This window comes from Nocardiopsis suaedae (assembly GCF_027706745.1).
In the GTDB taxonomy this organism is placed as follows: domain Bacteria; phylum Actinomycetota; class Actinomycetes; order Streptosporangiales; family Streptosporangiaceae; genus Nocardiopsis_A; species Nocardiopsis_A suaedae.
The window spans coordinates 33,301-54,463 of record NZ_JAQFWP010000048.1 but is presented as its reverse complement, the minus strand read 5'-3'; the positions used below and the strand labels follow the sequence as shown (position 1 = coordinate 54,463).

General features: G+C 70.6%; 17 protein-coding genes. 9 read left to right on the top strand and 8 right to left on the bottom strand.

Annotated features, from left to right (window positions below; genetic code table 11):
- The 4 genes from O4U47_RS21985 to O4U47_RS21970 all read right to left on the bottom strand — a co-directional run.
- Window positions 1-940, bottom strand: a 940-nt coding sequence (locus O4U47_RS21985; RefSeq protein WP_270679823.1) for a tyrosine-type recombinase/integrase, incomplete at its 3' end; no start/stop codon positions are given.
- A 37-nt stretch (window positions 941-977) separates the two neighbouring features.
- Window positions 978-1,292, bottom strand: a complete 315-nt coding sequence (locus tag O4U47_RS21980) for a helix-turn-helix domain-containing protein (protein WP_270679822.1) — start codon at window positions 1,290-1,292, stop codon at window positions 978-980.
- 189 nt (window positions 1,293-1,481) lie between these two features.
- Window positions 1,482-1,979, bottom strand: coding sequence for an XF1762 family protein (locus tag O4U47_RS21975; protein ID WP_270679821.1), 498 nt, complete (start codon window positions 1,977-1,979; stop codon window positions 1,482-1,484).
- Window positions 1,976-2,827 carry an adenine nucleotide alpha hydrolase family protein gene (locus tag O4U47_RS21970; protein WP_270679820.1) on the bottom strand — a complete coding sequence of 284 codons (852 nt, stop codon included), beginning with the start codon at window positions 2,825-2,827 and terminating at the stop codon, window positions 1,976-1,978. Before O4U47_RS21970 ends, O4U47_RS21975 begins: the two co-directional genes overlap by 4 nt.
- 266 nt (window positions 2,828-3,093) lie before the next feature.
- Between O4U47_RS21970 and O4U47_RS21965 the strand changes: the two genes are divergently transcribed.
- The gene (locus O4U47_RS21965; protein ID WP_270679819.1) at window positions 3,094-3,795 is read left to right on the top strand and encodes a hypothetical protein; all 702 of its coding nucleotides are present in this window, start codon (window positions 3,094-3,096) and stop codon (window positions 3,793-3,795) included.
- Window positions 3,796-3,857: 62 nt separating this feature from the next.
- On the opposite strand, the gene O4U47_RS21960 is transcribed toward O4U47_RS21965, so the two are convergent.
- Window positions 3,858-5,207: a hypothetical protein gene (locus O4U47_RS21960; RefSeq protein ID WP_270679818.1), complete on the bottom strand. Its 1,350-nt coding sequence runs from the start codon at window positions 5,205-5,207 to the stop codon at window positions 3,858-3,860.
- Window positions 5,208-5,603: 396 nt separating this feature from the next.
- On the opposite strand from O4U47_RS21960, the gene O4U47_RS21955 reads away from it, so the two are divergent.
- From O4U47_RS21955 to O4U47_RS21925, 7 genes are all read left to right on the top strand, one after another.
- A complete protein-coding gene (locus O4U47_RS21955) occupies window positions 5,604-5,954 on the top strand; it encodes a pilin (protein WP_270679817.1) in 351 nt (116 codons plus the stop codon).
- A 215-nt stretch (window positions 5,955-6,169) separates the two neighbouring features.
- Complete coding sequence (locus tag O4U47_RS21950; protein WP_270679816.1) at window positions 6,170-7,666, top strand: hypothetical protein; 1,497 nt, start codon at window positions 6,170-6,172, stop codon at window positions 7,664-7,666.
- A complete protein-coding gene (locus O4U47_RS21945) occupies window positions 7,667-8,593 on the top strand; it encodes a PrgI family protein (RefSeq protein WP_270679815.1) in 927 nt (308 codons plus the stop codon). It begins immediately after the preceding gene.
- Window positions 8,593-10,374 (top strand): VirB4 family type IV secretion system protein, encoded by a 1,782-nt coding sequence (locus O4U47_RS21940; protein ID WP_270679814.1) that lies wholly within the window; start codon window positions 8,593-8,595, stop codon window positions 10,372-10,374. The genes O4U47_RS21945 and O4U47_RS21940 overlap by 1 nt, the downstream gene beginning before the upstream one ends.
- On the top strand, window positions 10,374-12,689 hold the full coding sequence (locus O4U47_RS21935; protein WP_270679813.1) for a type IV secretory system conjugative DNA transfer family protein: 2,316 nt from the start codon (window positions 10,374-10,376) through the stop codon (window positions 12,687-12,689). The genes O4U47_RS21940 and O4U47_RS21935 overlap by 1 nt, the downstream gene beginning before the upstream one ends.
- A 13-nt stretch (window positions 12,690-12,702) precedes the next feature.
- Complete coding sequence (locus tag O4U47_RS21930) at window positions 12,703-13,584, top strand: replication-relaxation family protein (protein WP_270679812.1); 882 nt, start codon at window positions 12,703-12,705, stop codon at window positions 13,582-13,584.
- The gene (locus tag O4U47_RS21925; RefSeq protein WP_270679811.1) at window positions 13,577-14,659 is read left to right on the top strand and encodes a C40 family peptidase; all 1,083 of its coding nucleotides are present in this window, start codon (window positions 13,577-13,579) and stop codon (window positions 14,657-14,659) included. The genes O4U47_RS21930 and O4U47_RS21925 overlap by 8 nt, the downstream gene beginning before the upstream one ends.
- A gap of 225 nt (window positions 14,660-14,884) precedes the next feature.
- On the opposite strand, the gene O4U47_RS21920 is transcribed toward O4U47_RS21925, so the two are convergent.
- Both O4U47_RS21920 and O4U47_RS21915 read right to left on the bottom strand, forming a co-directional pair.
- The gene (locus tag O4U47_RS21920) at window positions 14,885-15,445 is read right to left on the bottom strand and encodes a hypothetical protein (RefSeq protein WP_270679810.1); all 561 of its coding nucleotides are present in this window, start codon (window positions 15,443-15,445) and stop codon (window positions 14,885-14,887) included.
- Between the two features lie 207 nt (window positions 15,446-15,652).
- A complete protein-coding gene (locus O4U47_RS21915; RefSeq protein WP_270679809.1) occupies window positions 15,653-19,411 on the bottom strand; it encodes a CHAT domain-containing protein in 3,759 nt (1,252 codons plus the stop codon).
- A 424-nt stretch (window positions 19,412-19,835) separates the two neighbouring features.
- Here O4U47_RS21915 and O4U47_RS21910 point away from each other — a divergent pair, with 424 nt between their 5' ends.
- The gene (locus O4U47_RS21910) at window positions 19,836-20,225 is read left to right on the top strand and encodes a hypothetical protein (protein WP_270679808.1); all 390 of its coding nucleotides are present in this window, start codon (window positions 19,836-19,838) and stop codon (window positions 20,223-20,225) included.
- Here O4U47_RS21910 and O4U47_RS21905 read toward each other — a convergent pair whose 3' ends face one another.
- Entirely contained in the window at window positions 20,226-21,107 is an 882-nt protein-coding gene (locus tag O4U47_RS21905; protein WP_270679807.1) for an N-6 DNA methylase, read from the bottom strand.
- Window positions 21,108-21,163: the final 56 nt, after the last annotated feature.

Sequence of the window (21,163 nt, the reverse complement as noted above, 5' to 3'; positions counted from 1 at the left end):
TGAAGGTGAACCCCGGCAGGACCGGCCCCCGCAGCCACACCTGGTCGTGGCCGGGCTCACCATCCCAGGCTGGCCGCCAGAACCGGGCCCGGAAGTTTCCTCTCCGCATCCGGCCGCCCTGCGCCCCGGCGAACACCGGCACCCCGGGCTCGGTCCGCGTGAGCAGGTCGACATAGAGCGCGTTGAGGAAGCCGGGCAGCTGGATCCACCTTTTGCCCGCCGGGGTCTTGGGCCGCTTGGACTTGGACAGGCGACCTGAGGTCTCCTGCAGCGGGGTGCGCACCGGGACCGCGTGGTTGACCTCGTCGTACTCGTGGGCCTCCAGAGCGACCAGCTCCGACCACCGCGCCCCGGTGTACCCGTTGAGCAGGCACAGCACGAACCCGCCATAGCCCGCACTGCGGTGGAGCCGCATCGCCGCGCGCAGGATCTGAGCAGGGGTGGCCACGTGGCGCTCGGCGTCGTAGTCACCGGAGGTGATGCGGAGGCCGTTGCAGGGGTTGGCCGGGAGCCTGCGGGCGCGCACCGCGCTGTTGAGGACGGTGGAGAAGAGGGCGGCCACGGAGGCCACGCTGGGCTCGGACAGGTCCTCGTGGAGCTCGGTGACCCACTCCTGGATCTCGATGTGGCTGTTGAAGATGCCGATCAGCGGCCACTTGCCCCACCGCGGCAGGATGTGGGTCCTGAGGTAGGACCGGTACTTGGCCCTGGTGTTGACCGACAGCCGCGCGGCCGCCATCCACTGCTCGGCGAAGTCACCGAAGGCCATCTCGCGGTCCTCAGGGGCGATCCAGGTGCACGCCCGGACTTCGGCCTCCTGCTCCTGTCCCCAGTTCAGGGCCGAGTCCTTGGTTGCGAACCCGGACTTGGAGGCCCAGGTCCCGTCAGGCTTCTTGTGGCGAACGCGCCAGCTCTTCGGCGTTCGTTCGGCGTACGCCATGCACTTCCTCCCTTTACGCCATAGACCACTACAGGGATCATCGGCGCGGGCGGCGCCCGGTGACGGGCGCCTGCCCCGCCTCCCGCACGATCCGGTGCAGATCCTCAGCGCTGAAGCGCAGGTGCTTGCCGAGGAAGGTGCACGGCACGGCCCGCTGGGCAGCCTTCTTCCGCAGCCAGGACTCGGGCACCTTGAGAAGCTCGGCAGCCTCGGCCGGGGTATACACCTGGGGCGGCGCGGGATTCGCGCCGCGCTCAGCTCCGGAGGGTGCGGGAGCTGCAGGGTAGGCGTCACCGACAGCGTTGTCATCACGTTTCAGCTGGTCAGAGCGCTTTTCTTGCCTGCGCGCCACGGAGGCCTCACCTCCAGGCCAGGGCCACTTCGGCGCACGTCCGCAAGCCCGATAGAGAACGTTCCACGTCCCCGTCGGCGCCGCTCGTCGAAGCGGTACCGCCCATCCGGTCACGCCCCTCCGGCCAACGGCAACGACCGGCAACCCAGGACCGAATTCGGCAGCGAGGCGGTGGCTCAGGCGGCGTCCTCATGGCGCCTCCCACCGAACGCGCGCCGGACCGAGGCGCCCCGGTTGCCGGGGCGGATGCCAGTCCCCGCGCGGCGGCAGCTCCGCCGCCCGCCGCCACCCGGCAGCGCGCAGCGAGGTGCCGGGCTCGTCAGCTCGGGTGTAGGTGACCATGCGCCGGTACCCCAGCGCCTTTGCCGCCCGCCACGACGCTGCCAGGAGTCGGGAGCAGGCGTTCGGGGTGCCGTCGGATGCCAGGCGGGTGACTTCGAGCGTGCGCCCGTCGTCCAGCCCGCGGGCCACCGGCCGCCCCACGATCGCCACCGCCACCAGGACCCCGTCGGCATGCCGCAGCCCGAGGCTGAACTTGTGCCCGCGCGGCGGCCCCAGGTGCCGGTGCCACACCTCCACGAACGCCTTGGCCTCTGCCAACGGGACCGGCACCAGCTCCATGTCCTCGTGCCGGCGCCGGTTCGCAAGCACCGCGGCGGCCGAAAGCGCGAACCCGCCCCCGCTCACCACTCCTCCCCCTCGTCTTCACCGGGGCAGGCCCACGGCGAGCACCCCCGCTCCGCCGGTTCGGCCTCCTCCCCCAGATCCACCTCGCCGAGCGGGATACGTGCCGGATGCAGGTAGAACCTGCCCTCCAGCGGCATGCCGCGCGTTGCCGCGGCAGGGTGACCGTGCCGGATCGCGGCATCGAAGTCGACCGCGTCGGCGAACGCCTCCGGCTCCTGCGCCTTCAAGCGGATCCAGGAGGCGTTGGAGCGGTACGGGCAGCCGATGCACGCCGACTTCGGCGTGTCCCCCAGCCCGTGCAGGGCGAGGTAGGCGCGGCAGTCCTGCCGGGTCCACCCGATGTCCAGGAGCGGGAAGACGTTGCGCAGGTAGGCCACATCGGCGTCCTTGGCACGGTGGAACTCATCGGTGGAGATGCCGATGGCCTGCTCGGCATAGACGCCCTGCGCCACCCGTGCCGGGTGCGGGTAGCCTAGCAGGCCCCGTGCTTCGCGTTTGAGCGGGCGGACCTTGTACTCGGAGGTGCACTGCCGCCGGGACATGCCGCGCTGCCCGTCGGGCTTGGTGATGAACAGCGGCATGGAGGCGAACCGGTGCCGCTCGTCTAGGGCGTCGTGCCGGATGTTGCCGGCGGACACTCTCCGGATCGGGATCCCGGCAGCGGCGGCAACTCCTTCGAGGCGCTCCAGGTGCCGGTAGACGGCGGTCGGCTCCCAGCCGGTGTCGGCGAACAGGGCGTAGTCGAACCTGGGGATCGCCCCCTGGGCGGAGAGCAGGAGAAGGGCGCTGGACTGCACCCCGGCTCCCAGGGAGAGCAGGCGCAGCTTCGGCGGAGCGGAACGTTTCACGGCAACGGCGTCGGACCACAGCGAGCCTCACCAAAGACTCAGGCCCACCCGGCCCACCGCGCTCACCCACCCGGCGACGACGCGTTCGCGTACGCAGAGCGTGCGCATCCCTCTCGCCTCCACCTCTGCGTCCGGTGAGGCCCCGCATCCGCGCACGCCGGGCGAACGCGCCACATCAGCCCAGATCACACCCAACAAGTGTGCGTTGTTGCTGCTCAAGAGGCCGGTGCTTCATGAGGGCTCCTGACACCACAGGGAGGCTCGCAATGCCGACGACCCCGTTCTCCACCCTCCAGAACGCCCTCGCACTCCTCCTCGAAGACACCGGCCCGCCGGGAAGCGAGCTGGCCGAACTGATCGGCATGCCGCCCCACGACCTGTCCGCCGCCGCGGCAACCCAGCGGCTCCTGAAGGCCGACCGCCCGACCGCCGACAAGGTGTGGCGCGGCATCGTCACCCGCGCCCGCGAGGGCGATCCGGCATGGACGGTCATCGCCGTCGGGCTCGCACTGCCGGGTCTTGCCGCCGCCCGCCGGCGGCTCTGCCGCGACCTGCCGAATGAGGCCGCCGACATCGAGGCCGAGATGCTCACCGCGTTCCTGGCCGAGCTGAAGACCATCGACCCGGCAACACAGGCCCTGTGCCCGAAGCTGATCTACGCCGCCCGCAAAGCCGGCCAACGGCACCGCTACCGCGTTCTCAGCGCTCAGAGACACACCACCAGTTTCGAGGAGATGAACGCCATCCCTGTTCCCTCTCGATCGGAAGGCCCGCTTACCTTGCTCGCCTACTACGCCCGGAACGGCACGCTCACATCCATCGAGGCAGAACTAATAGCCCGCACTCGGATCGAGCAGTCGTCCCTCATCCACGCCGCCGATGAGCTCGGATTGTCCTACATCACTGCCCGCCGCCACCGTGAGCGCGCTCAGGTCCGCATAGTACAGGCTCTAGCCTTGCCTAATTGAGAATGTGGCCACCCGAACCAATTGCATTCAGCAATCAGGGGAACCAATGCCGTCATCCAAGGTCAGAATATGCGGAACTCAACCGCCGCAGCTAGGTCTTCGTAGGCATAGTAGTGTGGAGGCGGATTCTCCTCTTGGACCTTCCGAATAAATTCTTCCCAAACCGGTTGATCATCGGGGCGCAGGTGCGAAGTGGTTGCGTGCAGTGCCACCGCGTTGGCTGGCATCGCCGAAGCTTCCCGGCATTGCATGTTGTCGGCCCATGCGCTAAGTATGTCCGCAAGCTGGTCAGTGGCCAGGAACCGAGCACTTGGCAGCACAGCGTCAGTGGTGATCGCCTCGGCAGCTCGAAATCCCCGCGCTTCGCGGAGCATCCGGGCCAGGCGTCCAGTGAAGAAGGCGCTGGGCCGCCGACCGATCGCTTGAGCTCGAACGGCGTCGGAAGGAGTTTGCGCGAAGGACACCTCCAGAGTCGGAAACGCGGCGCGAACTTCCTCCAGAGAGGTCAACGAGAGCAACTCCTCGTCCGCCAACGACGGCTGTGTCTGAATCAGGTCGTTAATGCGAGTCCGCGTCTCCTCACCAATCGCTTCACGGAAGATGTCGAGATCTCCGAGGCGGCCGAGCGCGCGCACCATCTTCGCCCCCTCAATCCGAGCGAAGTCGTCCCGGAGGCCCTGCATACGCTCAGCGACCTGGCCGCGGTCGCGTTCAACGAAGGCATGAACACATGCGGCCATGCGGCGAGCCATCTCGATGGCGTTCACGGAGAGATCTCCGACGTCGAGTTCGAGCATGGCGTGCTTGACCGCCAGGGCAACCATCTGGCGTCGTGTCGCCTCCTTGGTGTGGTCGTAAAAAGTACGGGCAATGAAGCCCGGTGTGTCAGTGAAAGAGCTAGACGTTACATGCTGCTGGAATCGCTCCAGGGCCCGCTTGCCCTGACTGGGAGGTACAGTAAGAAGACAGTTCAGCGCTGAGGTAAGGTGAGCGCGCGCGTACTCCGTGGTCGGAGCGAAGAACTCGCCCAGGGGTGTCAGCGAGGGGTGGGCGCACAGATTACGGTCGTGCTTAAGCCGCTCCAGTTCCCTCAGATCGAGGGTGTCGATGATTTGCCGATCGAGAGCCTCCTTCAGAAGATCACTTTCGATCTTCTGCATCTGCGGGATTGCCACGCTGACATCCGTCAGGCTCCTCACATTCTCGATTTTTGAGGCGAATTCCTTCGCTTTCCCATCGCCGTCGTCAGCAAGACGCTCGAACTTCAGGATCAGATCGGCACACACAGCGGTCCAAGTCAGAATGATGGCCGACCGCGCCGAGCCGATGCTGTAGGCGCGCACGGCCTCGGCAACCAACGGCCGCACGTCGGGATTGTGGACCCTGCCCACCTGCTCTTGAAGATCGATCACGTTGCGCCCTTCTACCATCTTGTCGCCGTGTGGGGCGGATGTCGTACTGTCACCTGTCCGCGGCGGCAGCGAGTAACCAAGAACGGGGGACACACGCCTGATTCCATAGTAGCTCGGTAACGGACCATGCCCAGTCTTCGAGCCGCTGCAGCAGTCGAACTGCGACGATACGTGGCCCGGTTCAGAGAGCTCACTGGGTTGGGAGAGTTTTCCCTCTCTACTCTTCCTGATGAGCGCACTCGGCCTGCCTGTTCTGCATTAGAGATGAGGGCTCCTACGGGTGCCCCACTCCCCAGGGCGGGGAAGCAGCGAGCCTCCGGAGAACCCACCGTGCACAGGAAGGAGTAGTCGGCTTCCCCGCCTCCCCTGCTGGCCCCGCACCAGTGAGGAGAGCCGATGCCGAGCACACCGGGCGCCAGAGCCGTCTTCGTCCTGCTCCTCGCCGTCGCCGTGTTCATGCTGATCGCCGCCGCCCCCGCTCTGGCCGGAACCGCCGACACCGACCCCGGGGTCAGCGACCTGAACGAGGTCGTCACCAACATCCGGAACTGGCTGGTCGGGCTGCTCGTCGCGCTGGCGACGCTGTTCCTGACCATCGGCGGGCTGCGCTACCTGCTGGCCGGCGGCGACCCCGGGGAGGTGTCCAAGGCCAAGGACACCCTGAAGTTCGCAGCCCTTGGCTACGGGGTCGCGATCCTGGCCCCGCTCCTGGTGGAGATCCTGCGCGGCTTCCTGGGGCTGTCATGACCGGGCGGCGGTCGGTTCTCGTGCTGCTGGTGCTGACGGTCGCTGTCGCGTTTTCGGTCATGCCGAGCCAGGGGACCAATTCGGCCGCCGTGGTTGTGGCCGCTGAGGCGCCCGAGCCCTCTCCCGGTGCCCCGCCCGAGCCTCCGCCGGAGCAGCAGGAGCCCGAGCCCAGCCCGGAGCCCTCTCCCGAACCGGGACCCGAACCCTCACCGCCCGTGGAAGACCCCGACGCCCCTGCCGAAGAACCCTGCGGCCCCTTCGACTACGGGTGCATGGCCGAGGAGGCCTTCCACGGCTGGGTCCTCTCGCTGGTCACCAGCCTCATCGGGATGAAGCTGGTGGACACGGCTGTCGGCATGCTCTCCACCCCCATCCCGGCCGGCGGGATCGAGGAGGGCTGGCAGGTCTCCCTGGCGGTCACCAACACCGCCTACGTGCTGGTGGTGACCATCGCCGGGGTCCTGGTCATGACCAACCCGACCGTCCAGGCCTCCACCTCCCTCAAGGAGGTGCTGCCGCGGCTGGTGCTGGGCTTCGTCGGCGCGAACGCCTCGTGGTTCCTGTGCCGGATGATGGCCGAGTTCACCAACGCCGTGGTGGCCGCCCTCCTCGGGGATGCGGCGAGCCCGGAAGGAGTGGCCAACGCCTTCGCCCGGCTGGTGACCGACCCGGCCTCCGAGCTGCTCGTGGTGGTCCTGCTCTTCCTGGTCGCCGGCCTCCTGCAGCTGTTCTTCCTGCTGGCGGCGCTGATCCGCGTCATGCTGTGGATGCTGCTGTGCGCGGTGGCGCCGATCGCGCTGGCCTTCCACGCGCTACCGCAGACCGAGGCCATGGCCCGACTGTGGTGGCGGGCCGTGGCGGCGGTGCTGGTCATCCCCGTCGCCCAGGCCTTGGTCCTGCGCATCGCAGTGGCGGTGTTCCTGTCCCGGGAGCAGATGCTCGGCGCGGTCGACTTCAGGGAGGCCGCGGGGTCCGTGGTCGACGTCTTCCTGTTGATCTCGTGCCTGTACGTGTTGGTGCGCGTCCCGTTCTGGGCGTTCAAGCGGGTGTTCAACTACCAGGCCAGCCCGGTGGTGCGGGTGGCGAAGTTCGCGGTGAGCATGCTGGTCTTGCGCAGCATCGGAAAGGCGGTCGCCGCGGGCAGGGCCGCGAAGACGGCGAAGACCGCGGCTCCACAGGCGGCTCGGCACTCCGCCGCGGCCGCATCCCAGCAGAAACCGGCCACCGGCAAGCCGCGCTGGCACCAGCCCGAGCTCCCCCTCGACCTGCCCAAGCCGAAACCCACGCAGTCGCCGCTGCCCGGGATCGATCACGACATCGGCGCAGACCAGCAGCGCCGAAGCGGCAAACGCAGCCGCTGGTACCAGTCCCCTCTCCCCGATGACGGCCAGCAGACCGCGCGCAGAAGGTGGCGTCAGGATCCGGTCCCCGGGATGCCTCGAGCGCGGTGGCGCCAAGGCCCGATACCGGGCATGGCCCGCCCACGGCGCTCCAAGCAGGAGCCGCTGTTCGAGACCACTGCCGAGATGCGGCGTCCGCCCCGTCGGCCACCGCCTGCAGGGCCGTCCGGCTCGTCGTCGCAGACGTCATCGCAGGCGCCTCCCCCGCCACGCGAGCCGCCCAAGCCCTACAGTCGCGACCCCCGCAAGCGCCCCGTCCGGTCCAGGCCGCGTCGGGGGCGCCCTCGAAGGCCGAGGAGGGAGGAGGAGTAGATGCGTGTGCGCATGCCCGCCGACATCGAACGCGAGGACCGCATCCTGGCCGGGCTCACCGCCCGCCAGCTCGTGATCATCGGGGTCCCTGCCCTGGCGACGTGGGCGCTGCTGGCGCCGTTGCTGGACACGGCTCCGCTTCCCGTGCTGGTCGGCGTCGCCGTCCCGGTGTTGGGCGCTTCGACGGCCGCGGCGCTGGTCAAGCGGGACGGGTTGAGCCTGGACCAGCTCGCCTTGGCCGCCTGGCGGTTCCGGCGCTCTGCGCGCAGGCGCTCCACTCGTCACGGCGCTGAACAGGTCATGCCGAGCTGGGTCGCCGCCCAGGGCCCGCCCCTGCCTGCTCCTCTGGACCTGCCGGTCTCGGCCGTCGGTGAGGACGGGGTGATCGATCTGGCCGAGCACGGTTGCGCCGTTCTCCTTTCGTGCTCGACCGTCAACTTCCACCTGCGCACCGAGCAGGAGCAGGCCGCCCTCGTGGCCGGGTTCGGCGCCTTCTTGAACTCGCTGGCCTGCCCGGTGCAGTTCCTCGTCAGGGCCGAGGCGGTGCGGCTGGACCCGCTGGTCGCCGCGCTCGATGCGGCAGTGCCCTCGCTCCCGCATCCGGCGCTCCAGCGCGCCGCGCGCGACCACGCCGACTTCATCGACTCCCTGGCCGAGGGGCGGGACCTGCTCTACCGGCAAGTCCTGCTCGTCATCCGCGAGCCCGCCGGGAAGGGACGGCACGGCGCGGCGACGGTGAGGCGCCGGGCCGAGGACGCGGTCCGCGCCCTGGCGGCCGCCGGCAGCTCGGCGGCGATCCTCGACGGCGCCCAGGCGGCTGCCGTCCTGGCCGCGGCCGCCAACCCGACCGACCCGAATGCCGCACCGCCGGAGGGCCAGGCATCCCCGGAGGCTGTCATCACCGGGCCCGGCTGGAAGGAGGACTGATGCGCAGGAGGCGAGAGGCCCGCGGGGATGGGGGCGGAGTTCCGGAGGCCGATGTCGACATCGAGCCGCGCCGCATCCATCTCGGGGACGGGGTGGCGGCGTCGTTCGTCGTCACCGGGTACCCGCCCGAGGTGGGCTATGCCTGGTTGGAGCCTCTGCTGACCTACCCGGGCCGACTGGAGGTCTCGCTCCATGTAGAGCCCGTGCCACCCGCGGTCGCCTCCGTCCGCCTCAAGCGCCAGATGGCCAGGTTCGAGTCCTCAGCGCGGGCCGATGCCGAACAGGGTCGCCTGGAGGACTTCGAGACCGAAGCCGCGGCCGAGGACGCCCGACAGATGGCGGCCGCCCTGGCGCGCGGGGAGGGCAAGCTGTTCCGCGTCGGCGTCTACATCACCGTCCACGCCGCCACCGAGCAGCAGCTCGACGACGAGGTCGGGCACGTCCAGTCGCTGCTGGCCTCCCTCCTGCTCGATGCGCGTCCCACGACGTTCCGCCAGCTCCAGGGGTGGATCTCGGCACTGCCTCTCGGGGTGGACCTGCTCGATCAGCGCCGGAGCATGGACACCGCAGCCCTGTCGGCCTCCTTCCCCTTCGCCAGTCCGGACCTGGCCGTGGAGGCCTCGCCGACCGCGGTCCTGTACGGGCTGAACGCCGCCTCCTCCGGGGTGGTCGTCTGGGACCGGTGGGCCCTGGACTCCTACAACTCCGTGGTCCTGGCCCGCTCGGGGGCCGGGAAGAGCTACTTCTGCAAGCTGGACCTGTTGCGCAACCTGTATGCCGGGGTGAGCGCGGCCGTAGTGGACCCGGAGGACGAGTACTCCCGGCTGGCCGAGGCCGTGGGCGGCACGGTCATCCGGCTCGGCGCCCCCGGGGTCCACCTCAACCCCCTCGATCTGGCGCTGGACGAGACGGCCAAGCGCGACGCGCTGACCCGCCGGGCTCTGTTCTTGCACACGCTGCTCGCGGTGATGCTGGGCCGCCCCTTGGAGCCGCGCCGCCGCGCCGCATTGGACCGGGCGCTGGTGGCCGCCTACGCCAAGGCCGGGATCACCACCGACCGGCGCACCTGGAACCGGCCCGCCCCGCTGCTCAGCGACCTCTCCGAGGTGCTGCGCTCCGAGGGCGAGGACGGCCGGCAGGTCGCCGATGAGCTCGAGCCGTTCGTGACGGGCTCGCACCGGGAGCTGTTCGCCGCGCCGACCACCAGCCGCCCGGCCGGGCACCTGGTGTCCTGGTCGCTGCGCGAGCTGCCCGATGAGCTCAAGGCTGTCGGAACCCTGCTGGCGCTGGATTCGATCTGGCGCACCGTCGCCGAGGCCCGCGCTGACCATCCGCGCATGGTGCTGGTCGATGAAGGCTGGCAGCTCTTGCAGGCCGACGAAGGCGCCCGCTTCCTGTTCCGCTTGGCCAAGGCCGCACGCAAGAGGTGGGTCGGGCTGACGGTGGCCACGCAGGACGCCGGGGATGTGCTCGGTAGCGAGCTGGGGCGGGCCGTGGTGGCCAACGCCGCCACCCAGATCCTCATGCGCCAGGCGCCGCAGGCCATCGACCAGGTGGCCTCCGCCTTCGGCCTGTCCGAGGGCGAGCAGCAGCACCTGCTCACCGCCTCCCCCGGCCAGGCGCTGCTGTGCAGCGGGGACCGCCGAGTCGCCTTCCAGGTGGTGGCGAGCGAGGCCGAGCACCGATTGGTGACCACCGACCCCACCGAGCTGCTGGACACCGCGCACGGCGACGGCCCCCTTGCCGTGGATCTCGCTGCAGAGGAGGACGACCTGCTGTGATGGACATCTTCGTCGACTTGGGCCGCCTGCCGACGCTGCTCGCCGAGATCCTGCTCGGCGTCCTTGCTGCGGTCGGCTGGTGGCTGCTGGTGCTCGTCCCCGCCGTCATGGTCGCAGTGCATGCGGGGCGCATCGTGGTGGCCGTCGTGCGGATAGCGGCCTGGCAGCGCAACGCCCGGCTCGTGGAGATCCTGCCGCCCCCGACCACGGACCTGTCGGGGGCCGAGGCGCTGTGGACCCGGATGCTCGGGCTGCTGCGGCCCGCGTGGAAGCGCCTGCTGTTCGGCCAGCCCCACGTGGTCTGGGAGTACCTCACCGACTCCGACGGCTTACGCATCCGGCTGTGGGTGCCCGGGCCGATCCCACCCGGACTCGTCGAGCGCGCCGTCGAGGCGGCATGGCCGGGCGCGTCGGCCACCGCACGCCCGATCCCCGTCCCCGATCCCAAGCGCGCCTGTCACGGCGGCCTGCTGCGCCTCGCCCGCCCGGACCACTTCCCCTTGGCCACGCGGCACGAGGACGACCCGCTGCGCGCGGTGATCGGCGCGGCCGGCTCACCGGCCCCCGGTGAACAGGTGCTCGTGCAGGTCGCGGTACGCCCGGTCACCGGAGGCCGCCTGCGCCAGGCCAACACCGCCGCCTCCCGGCTCCGCCAGGCCCACGGCACCTCCGGGCTGCTCGACGCCATCACCCCGGGCAAGTCCTCCCGCGCCTCGCTGATGGCGCTGCGCCCCGAGGTCTCCGGCGAGGTCCACGCCATCCTCACCAAGGCGACCGCCCCACGGCTGGAAACACTGGTGCGCTACCTGGTCACCAGCCCCGGAACCACACCCGAGGAGACCGAGCGGCGGCGCGGCCGAGCGCACGCGGTCGCCGGGGCCTTCGCCGTGTTCACCCACTACAACCACTACGTGCGCGTGCGACTGCCCATCGTCGCCGGGCGCATGGCCGCCGCGCGCTGGTTCCACCGCGGTGACCTGCTCTCGGCCCGCGAGCTGGCCGCCGTGGCCCACCTCCCGGTCGACGACATGGTGCCCGGCCTGGAGCGCGCCCCTGCCCGGCCTGCATCCCCTCCGCCGGGCATCGCCGGAAACGCCCCCGACAGCCGCCTGCTCGGACGCGCCGAAGGGGCGCGCCCCCGGCCGATCGGCCTTCGCGTGGCGGACGCACGCCACCACATGCACGTCATCGGCGGCACCGGGACCGGCAAGACCACCACCCTGCTGAACATGATCCTCGACGACATCGGCAAGGGCCGCGGGTGCGTATTCATCGAGCCCAAGGGCGAGTCCGACCTCCTGCTCTCCCGGCTCCCCGAAGAGGCGATCGAGCGCGTGGTGCTGATCGACCCCGACGACAACGCCCCTCCCCCGCCCCTGTCCGTACTCTCCGGGCGGCGCGGGGAACGCGAGCGCTCGGCCGACATGGTCACCGGGATCTTCCGACGGATCTTCGCCGACTCCTGGGGGCCGCGCACCGAGGACATCCTGCGTTCGGCCTGCCTGACCCTGGCCGGGACCCCACACGCCGGCCTGGCCAACATCCCGCGCCTGCTGGAGAACGCGAGCTTCCGGCGCCGCGCCACCGCCCGCACCTCCGGCCCCGTCCTCAAAGGGTTCTGGTCCTGGTACGAAGACCTGTCCGAACAGGCCCGCGCGCACGCCACAGCCCCGCTGGCCAACAAGCTGCGCAGCGTGCTGCTGCGCGGATTCGCCCGCGACCTGCTGGCCAGCGGCAAAAACAGCCTCGACCTGCGCGGCCTGCTCGATGACGGTGCGGTGGTCATCGCCCGGCTGCCCAAGGGCGTTCTCGGAGCCGACACCTCCAGCCTCCTGGGCTCACTGCTGCTCGCCCAGACCTGGAACGCCGTCCTGGCACGCGCTCGCCAGGGCGAAGCTGAGCGCCGCGACATCGGCATCTACCTGGACGAGTGCCAGAACTTCCTGACCTTGCCCTACGGCATCGACGAGATGCTCGCCGAAGCGCGCGCCTACCGCGCCGGGCTCGTCCTGGCCCACCAGGACCTCTCCCAACTCCCCCGCGACCTTCGCGAAGCGGTCTCGGCCAACGCCCGCTCCAAGCTGTTCTTCGACGTCAGCCCCGAGGACGCCCACGTCCTGGCGCGCCACGTTCGCCCCAACCTCTCCGAGCACGACCTGTCGCATCTGGACGCCTTCCAGGCCGCCGCCCGCCTGGTCTCCCACGGGGCGCTGTCCCCGAGCTTCACCCTGCGGACCCGAGCGCTCCCGCCCCCGGTCAAGGGGCGGGCCACGCAGGTGCGCAAGGCCGCCCGCCGCCACAGCCCCGCCCCGTGAAGGAGGTACCGCCGTGCGCCTTTCCCCTCGCCCCGACCACCGCGACGTCGTCCGCCCCCGCACCACGCCCGAGGCGATCCACCGGCTCATCAGCCGCCTGACCCCGCGCGACCTGCGCATCATGCGCCTGGTTCACCGCCATCGCGTCCTGACCACCGACCAGATCGCCCGCCTGGAGTTCGCCTCTTACTCCTCGGCCAAGACCCGGCTGCTCACGCTGTACCGGCTGCGCGCCCTGGAGCGCTTCCGCCCCTGGACCCCGGTGGGAAGCGCCCCGTGGCACTACCTCCTCGACGCCCCAGGGGCGGAGATCCTCGCCGCCGAGCACGGCACCACGGCCCGAGAGTGGGGATACCGACGCGACCGCGTCCTCGCGGTGGCCTACCGCAGCTCGCTCGACCACACCATCGGCACCAACGACTTCTTCGTCGACCTGACCAACCTCGCCCGCGTGCGCCGCGCGCGCTTGGCGTGGCGGACCGCCCGCGAGTGCGAGCAGCAGTTCGGCGACGTCGTCCGACCCGACGCCGCCGGGCACTGGAGCGAAGGCGAGCACGCCGTGCTCTTCTTCCTCGAGTACGACCGTGGGACCGAACCGCTGCGCCGCCTGGCGGCCAAGCTCGACGCCTACCACGAGCTGTCCCGGCTGACCGGCCACCAGGGCACCGTGCTGTTCTGGCTCCCCTCGGCCAAGCGAGCCGAGAACCTCCACCGCTACGTCGGCGAACCCCCGGTCCCCGCGGCGACCGGGGTGCACGGCGCCCACCCCGCCGACCGCGTCTGGACGCCCTTCGGACAGACGTGGCAGCGCACACTCGCCGAACTGGGAGCGCCGGCCCCGCACCAGCCGTTCCTGCCCGGCTGGGAGGAGGGTGGGGAGGAGCCCGATGGGTAGCCCCGGCTGCCTGCTGGCGCTCCTGCTCGTCCCCGTGCTGCTGGTCGGCATCGCGATCTCAACGTTCACCGCAGCGCTCAGCGGCAGTGCCCCTTCCGCTTCCGCCCCACAGGGCGTGGAAGGAGTTCCGGACACGCTTCTGGACGCCTACGTGCGCGCCCCTGCCGCTCTGGAGCAGGAGTTCCCCGGATGCACCGGGATGCGGTGGCAGGTCCTCGCCGGAATCGGCAAGGTCGAATCCGACCTGCTCGCCGGGCACGACATCTCACCCGAAGGCGACGTCTCCCCGCCGATGATCGGCCCCCGCCTCGACGGCTCGGGCAACGGCGGCAACCTCACCCCGCACTACGACACCGACGGCGGCCGCTGGGACGGCGACACCGAATACGACCGGGCCGTCGGCCCGAACCAGCACCTGCCCAGCGGCTGGTCCACCTACGGCGCCGATGGCAACGCAGACGGCACCACCGACCCGCACAACGCCTACGACAGCGCCCTGGCCAGCGCCCGCGAGCTGTGCATGAGCGGCGGCGGGAACGTCGACTTCAACGACCGCGACCAGCTCTCCCGGGCCCTGTTCCGCTACAACAACGCCGACTGGTACGTGGACCAGGTGCTCACCGAGATCGACCGCTTCGACGCGGTTCCCGCCGCACCTGCTGCGGGCGACGCGCCCGGCCCGGCGGGCCAAGGCGAGCGCGCCGCGGTCGAGTGGGCACTTCAGCAGCTTGGAAAGCCCTACGTCTACGGCGCCAACGGCCCTGACGCCTACGACTGCTCCAGCCTGGTCCAAGGGGCATGGGCCGCCGCCGGGGTCGACATCCCGCGGGTGACCACCGACCAGTACCAGGCAGGCGAACGGGTCTCCCTCGACGCGCTCCAGCCCGGCGATCTCCTGTTCTACGACACCACCGACGCCGGCGCCCCCGGTCCGGCCCCATCCCACGTGACGATGTACATCGGCGAGGGCCAGATGGTGAACGCACCGTCCTCCGGCAAAACCGTCCGCACCGAGCCCGTACAGGGCGAGTTCTACAGCCCGCGCTTCATGGGAGCGGTCAGTCCACCCCCATAGCCGTAGGCCGCCGTGCTCGCTAGGCTCATAGACGGCCGAGGCGCTTGCTTTGCTTGGTCGCTTGGCGCACCTCACGGCCAGAGAGCCGACGGGTTCCCCGTCGGCTCTCCTTCCGCACTCATGGCCCGGGCGCCTATCCGCATCAAACCCAAGCAGCGGCATGGGCGGAACGCCGACCGCTCGGGGCGGGTGCTGGGGTGTGTGAGGCTGTGGGTCGGCCGGTTGTCACTTCCGGTCCGGGGCCTCCTTTGGGTCGGGCGTGCGGTAGGAGGGCAGCAGCCACTGCGGGTAGCGTCCCAGCGCGTTGGCGGCCAGCCACACCAGCTCGACGGCCAGCGCGGCCCCCGCCAGCCCGGCGGCGGTGATGCGCGGCCAGTCCAGGCTGTCGGGAATGCAGATCAGCATGATCCCGGCCAGGAAGGCCACCAATGCGACCCGGTAGGTCAAGCGGGCCCGGTGGATGTAGCGGTTCTCCAGGTCGGCGTCCATGGCCTGCACGCGCTCCAGGCGCGCCATCAGCTCCGCATCGGTTGCGGCGGCCGGGAACCAGGCCAGGCGCTCCTCAGGGGTTGCCGCATACCCCAGCCCGGCGGCGGTGAACTGCACGCAGAACACGAACCCGACCGCGGCGGCCACGAGCGCTACCAGCGCCCACCCTGTCAGCGGCGGCGGTTGTTCGGCGGTGACCAGCGTCGCGGTCGCGGCGAGGCTGAAGCCGCCCAGCAGCGGGGCGGCGATGGTGCCCATGGCCCGGATGGACTCGGTGCGCCCGTGCGGCAGCGGCACCTGCCACCTCGGCACCGCCCGGGCGGGCGGTTGCTCCGGGGTGGCTGGTTGGCGCTTCCGTTTGCGTAGGAGCCGCATCAGCGGGGCCGGGTGGGGCAGTCGGGCCGGTGGGTCGGCGGCGTTTCCCAGCAATAGGGGCAACGGGGCGGGTGCGGGGGGTCGCCGCGGTTGGGCGGCCCGGGCTGCGGCGGGGTGGTCACAGCGGTCTCACTTCTCCACTTCTTCTCCGGCGGGGATGTGCTGGACGGCCTCCCGGGCATCGGCGAGCAGGCGGCGCAGGACCTCCTCGGCCTGCTCGGGTGTGGTGAACGTAGCGGTCAGGGCCGCGAACCCCACCCCGTCCACCCGCTCGACCACCTCGCGCACCGCCGCAAAGGTGTCGGGTGCCGGTGCCCCACCCAGCCTGTGCAGGGAGAGTGCGGTGTTAACCAGAATCTGCGGGTGGGGTTTTCCGGTGGTCAGGGTTGAGAGCAGTAGGGCGGCCAGCTGGTGGGCCAACCCCCCAGCGACATCCCCTCCCCGGGCCAGGTAGCTGCCGAGGTTGTTGTGGCCGACCTTGACACTTTCGGGGTCGACCGGGCGTCGGCGGTAGAGGTAGCGCAGCGCGTCCTTCCCCCGGGCGGCTGCCTGCTCCACCCGGCCCCGCCTATGCTCCAGGTCCGCCCAGGCGCTGAATACCTTCCCCAAGCTGTCCCAGGCCTGGTGGGTCTCGTAGACGGTGCGGCATTCCTCCAGAAGAGTATGGGCCTCGGCCAGGCGGCCTAGGCCCAGAAGAGGGCTGTAGTCGTTGAACCGGGTGCGTGTGGCCTCCAGTTCACTTGCGCCGCGCCGTTGCTGGGAGGTGCGGATGCGGGCGGTCAGCTCCAGGCATTCCCGCCACCGCTCCAGCCTTACAGCGGCCGAGCGGGCGGTGTCGAGGAGCCCTTCGTGGACGTCCCACGTGTCGACGGTTTCGGTGGCGGGATCGGGGACGGGCAGGTGCCCGGCCTCCTCCAGCAGCGTCTGGACCTCCTGGAGCACCTGGGCATGTTCGCCCCGGGCGATGAGAATCTGCAGTCGCCTCCCCTGGTCTGCCAGCCGGGTCCAGGGGCCCTGTCCGGTCTTCTCACTGTGGGCGATGTCCTGCTCGGCCGTCTCCAACGCCTCACCCAGGCGCCCCTGGGCCCGGTAGTGGTCGGCCAGTCGGGTGGCGACCACTCGGGCCTGCTTGTGGTCACCTTCGGCCGCGTACCGGTCCCGCAGGGCTGCCAACCTCCGCTCGCCCTCCTGGGGGGAGGTGCGCAGCAGCAGCACCCCAATCAGGTACTCGGCACCGTTCTGGTGGTCAGTGCCCCGGGTGTCGCGGGCTAGACGCTCCAGCCAACCCAGCATCGCACCACGCACCGCGGCCGAGCCATCCCGGTTCAGGGCCTGCCCGATCAGCACCAGCGCGGTTCCGGTATCGCCGGTGCGGTGTAGGTAGGGCAGCGCGTGCCGCGCCGCCGCCACCACCCCCCGCCCCAACTGGCCACTGGTCTCGTTGTCCAACATGTATCTGGCGAGCGTGGCCCAGTAGGCGGCGAGTTCGTGGTCGACCGCCTCGGGCACCCCGTCGGGGGCGTGGTCGGCCAGGGCGGCGGCCACCTCCGGATGCACCCCCACCCGCACCACCTCTTCATCGAGGGGTTGGGTGGAGCACAGGGCCCGGGCCTCAAGCCCCTCCAGCAGGACGCGCCAGTTGGGCGCCGGGCCCTCCTTGCCCAGGCGCTCCCAGATGTCACCCCAGTTGGCGTCCAGCACCGCCGAGTTGCAGTCGTCGTCTTCCAAGCAGGCCAGCACCGCGGCCAGCAGATGCTCCGCTTCACGGGCCCCGTCCAGGGCCCGGCGGGTCCAGGTGTGCAGCACCCGAGTGAAGTCCTCCACTCCTGCGGTGGGCTCACCCCCGGCCAGGTAGGCTCCGGCGTCGACCCCGCCGCCCCACACCCGCTGCGGGTCCTCCAGGAACACCGCCAGCTCGTCGGGTGTGGCGGCGCGGGCCGCGGCCAGCTCGATCAGCTTAGGGTGTCCCTGGGTGGCCACCAGCAGGCGGCGCAGCAGCTCGCCGTCATCGGTGGTCGGATCGGCGGCGTAGGCGTCGAACAGGGAGCGCAGGCGGGGGTGCTGGCGGGCCAGCAGCACCGCCTCGTCCAACGGCAAAGGGTCCACCCGCTCCACCCGCACATGGTCGGGCAGGCCAGGGGGCCGGTAGCGGCTGGTCAGCACCACCCGCCCATAGCCTTGGTGCTCCATGGCGGCAGCCAGGAGGCTGCCCCACCGGGGGTCCTTCCAGTTGTTCTGCCCGGTCAGCAGGGGTTCGAGGTTGTCGATGACCAGCAGGATGGACTCGTCGCGGAACCAGCTGGTGAGATCAGGCAGGAACGCTTCCAGCTTGCCCGTGTCGCCGAGAAGGCGGGACATGTTCAGGCCGGGGATCTTGCGCTCCATCTCCCCGGCCAGGTTCGCCAGCGCCCCGTACACATCCCCTCTGCCCTCCTCCGGCACCTGGAACCACACCACATGGTCGAAGTCGTCGCAGCGCAGCCACACCAGTTCGGTGGCGATCGCGGTCTTGCCCGCCCCGGCCATCCCCAGGAACACCGCCCCGGGAACGCCGCTTTCATGGTGCAGCAGCCGGTGGGCGCGGGCCATCAGCGCGCCCCGCCCCACGAAGTGCTCTCCTGGATCAGGGAGGTTGGACCGTTTGCGGTGCTGTGCCTGCCTGCGCTCGCTCTCCTCCTGCGTGGAGGCCGTGCGGGCCGCGGGCGCGTCCAGTTCCACTTCCGCGGCGCCGGCCCCCACCAGCACCGGGGTCACCGCGCTGATCGCCGGGCAGCCGGGGGTCGGCGGGTCGGCGGCCGCCCGGGGCACCGCGTGGCCCATCGCCCGGCCCAGCGGGTTGGCCTTGCCCACCACCAGCTCGTACAGCGCGGCCGAGAAGTCGATGGCGAAGTCGTCGACGACCGGGTAGCGCATCCCCACCACCGCACACCCCAACTCCCGGGCGAGCGCGAGCGCCAGCGCCGACACCTTCTCCCCGTCCCCGCCGTCAGGGGTGTCCTGCTGCGGAGGATCGGAGGCGCGGCTCGGGGCGGCCAGGTCCAGCAGCCGCATCTGCTCGGCAACCTCGCCGTCGGCCGAGGAGCAAGAGGAGGCCACCACCAGCCGGGTCCGCCGCGCCAGCGGCACCAGGTGCTCGCACAGCTCGCCCGTCGAGACACGGCGGGCGGCCCCGTGCTCGTCCTCCAGCACGAACACGCCGCGCGCGCCGTGGCCGGACAGGTGCAGCACATCCCATCCCTGCCCGTCCTCCACCACCTCTTGGAGGCTCTCCAGGGTGGCGCCGTACTGGACCACGCGCAGCTCGACGGCCTTGCCCCGGGTCCTGGCGATGCCCTCCAGCAGCCGTTCCAGGCCGCGGCGCTCCTTGCGCAGGTTCAACGCCGTCTCGCCTTCGGGCAAGCTGAACAGCGCCAGCACCCGCAACCTCTCCCCCACCGGATCCTTGTCCACCTCCACCGGCTCCCCGACGGCCAGGTCCCAGACCAGCACGAGGCGGTGGGCGATCAGCGGCCGCCCGTCGAGCACGGCCGCCTCCAGCGGCCGGTAGGCCAGCACGCGGGCCTCGGGCGGGACCTCGACGCGCACCACGGCCCCGCCGCGCCGCCGCCCCAGGCGCTCCATGATCTGCGGCCCGTAGACTTCTTCGGCAATCCACTCCCCCAGCTCACGCAGGGTTTTCGCTTCCTGGTCCAGGCGGGTGTCGGGGGCGGTGGTGCGCGCCAGGTAGCCCGGCAGGTTGGTGAACGCCTCGAACTGCCACGGCCCGTACTCCAGGCGCACATCATGGCCCGCCAGCGGCTCACCGGTGGGGGTGGACAGGGTCCAGCGCCACCGCATCCGCCCGGCGGCGTGGGTGAACTCCGAGACCGACAGGACCAGGTCTTCCACAGGCCGAGACCTTCCTCAAAAAAAGGGGGCGGCGGCTCCCGCGACACACGAGGGAGGTACCAGCCTAGACACCCGCCACCCACCCCTACACGGATTCCCGAAAATCAACGCACTCACGGAGCAACACACCTGAGCCTCCCCATCTGCGCACACACCGGACGCGACCGAGGCACCCACAGGGCACGCCCAGCGACACCACGACACTGACCCGGCCGCCAGGGCCCCGAAGTCAGGGGCGCCACCGCGTCGACGCCGCCCCGACGGTGTGGCGGGCGCCGCCGGGTGTCACCCCACGGGGGTGGCGTGAACGGGTCGCGACATAGGTAAGGGCTCCACGCCGGTTCCCGCTGGCATGGAGCCCCTTGCTGGTTGGCGGGCAGGTTAAAGCTCACCGCGCTTCACGCCGGCGAGGAAGCGTCCAATAGTGTCCGGCATCGAGGGCCTGAAGAGCCGCCTGGCGGTAGGCGCGCGAGACCGCGCGCCTCCTGGCCGACTGGGCCCTCTCGCTCGAGGCCGCGCTGCGCCGATGCCCTTCCACATCGCCGGGTGGATCGCGACCATGGTCCTGTCCGGCCTGGGCGACACGGGGTATGTCAGCCTGTCACCGATTGTGCTCTGGCCCTTGCAAGGACGCGGCAAGCCGTACTGGAAGAAGAGGGCGAGCTACTCCGGGCGCGCTCGGTTGCGCGGGCCCAGCGAGCATGCGATCTCCCAGTTCAGGAACTGGGACATTCTGAAGCCACTTCGTTGCTGCCCCTACAACGGAGAGATCGCCCGGGCGGTGCTGGTCCTGCAGAATCGCGAATCACGGTGATCAGAGGTCAGTGTTCCGATTGAGCAGGTCCTGAGCTGCCCGGAAGGCTTCGACCACCGCTCTGTACTCCCGGAAGCGCTCCGCGATCGCCAAGGTCTCGTTCCGCTGGCCGATTGCCCACTCCAGAGCCGTATCCAGGTCTTCGGCGAGCGAATCGGAGACGGTGAGCAGCACCTTGGGCCCGAGCTCCCACAGGACGCTGTTCACGGCCGCGCACGCCACCGCGAGCGGATCGATGTCGGTCGCCAGCCACACGGCCGAAGCCGGGTCTCTGCCGCGGATGCGCATGGTCTGGGCGGCGGCCCGCAGCATGCCGCCCGTGCCCGCGGTGGGTTCGTAGACCCACGGCGCCTTGTCCAGGTCCTCCATGAGCAGGCTCGCCGCAGCGTCCGCGACGGGCGCAGGAGTGTAGTACTGGCCCCGTGCCGCGGCGCTCTTGGTTCCCCGCATCGTGGTGAGCAGGACGCCGAACAGGTCCACCTCCCAGCGGGTCTCCCGGACCCCGGTGAGTTCGAACGGGCCGGCCGCGATCGCCGCGCGGCCGGCGGCCCGTGCGGCTTCGCGCACGGCGTCCGTGGCCTGGTGGTGGCCGTGCCAGACCTCCAGCAGCGGCCACGCGGGGGTGGTCAGGTCAGGGCGGGTGCGGACGAAGTCCTCCCACTGCTGTCGGATGAACTCGGTGAACTGTTCGGTGTCCAGCGCCGTGATGCGGTCGGCCACCTCGGCGCGACGGTCAGGCGGCGGGGCGAGGAACGAGAGCGCGGCGACCACCGAGGCGGGGACTTCGAGTCGGCCGTGGCCATGGGCGCTATGCCATGTGGTCTCCACCGCGTCGGCGATCGCCTTCGCGCGACGCTCAGGTGCGTGTCGTGAATCGGACATGATCCTGCTCCTTCCGAACAGGCGTCCTCCAGAAGTGCGTAGAGCCCGGGGCCCTT

Excerpts from the sequence above, each read along its gene's own strand:
- O4U47_RS21935 (WP_270679813.1), top strand. The coding sequence starts at position 10,374 with ATGGACATCTTCGTCGACTTGGGCCGCCTGCCGACGCTGCTCGCCGAG.
- O4U47_RS21940 (WP_270679814.1), top strand. The coding sequence starts at position 8,593 with ATGCGCAGGAGGCGAGAGGCCCGCGGGGATGGGGGCGGAGTTCCGGAG.
- O4U47_RS21945 (WP_270679815.1), top strand. The coding sequence starts at position 7,667 with ATGCGTGTGCGCATGCCCGCCGACATCGAACGCGAGGACCGCATCCTG.
- O4U47_RS21925 (WP_270679811.1), top strand. The coding sequence starts at position 13,577 with ATGGGTAGCCCCGGCTGCCTGCTGGCGCTCCTGCTCGTCCCCGTGCTG.
- O4U47_RS21905 (WP_270679807.1), bottom strand. The coding sequence starts at position 21,107 with ATGTCCGATTCACGACACGCACCTGAGCGTCGCGCGAAGGCGATCGCC.
- O4U47_RS21965 (WP_270679819.1), top strand. The coding sequence starts at position 3,094 with ATGCCGACGACCCCGTTCTCCACCCTCCAGAACGCCCTCGCACTCCTC.
- O4U47_RS21955 (WP_270679817.1), top strand. The coding sequence starts at position 5,604 with ATGCCGAGCACACCGGGCGCCAGAGCCGTCTTCGTCCTGCTCCTCGCC.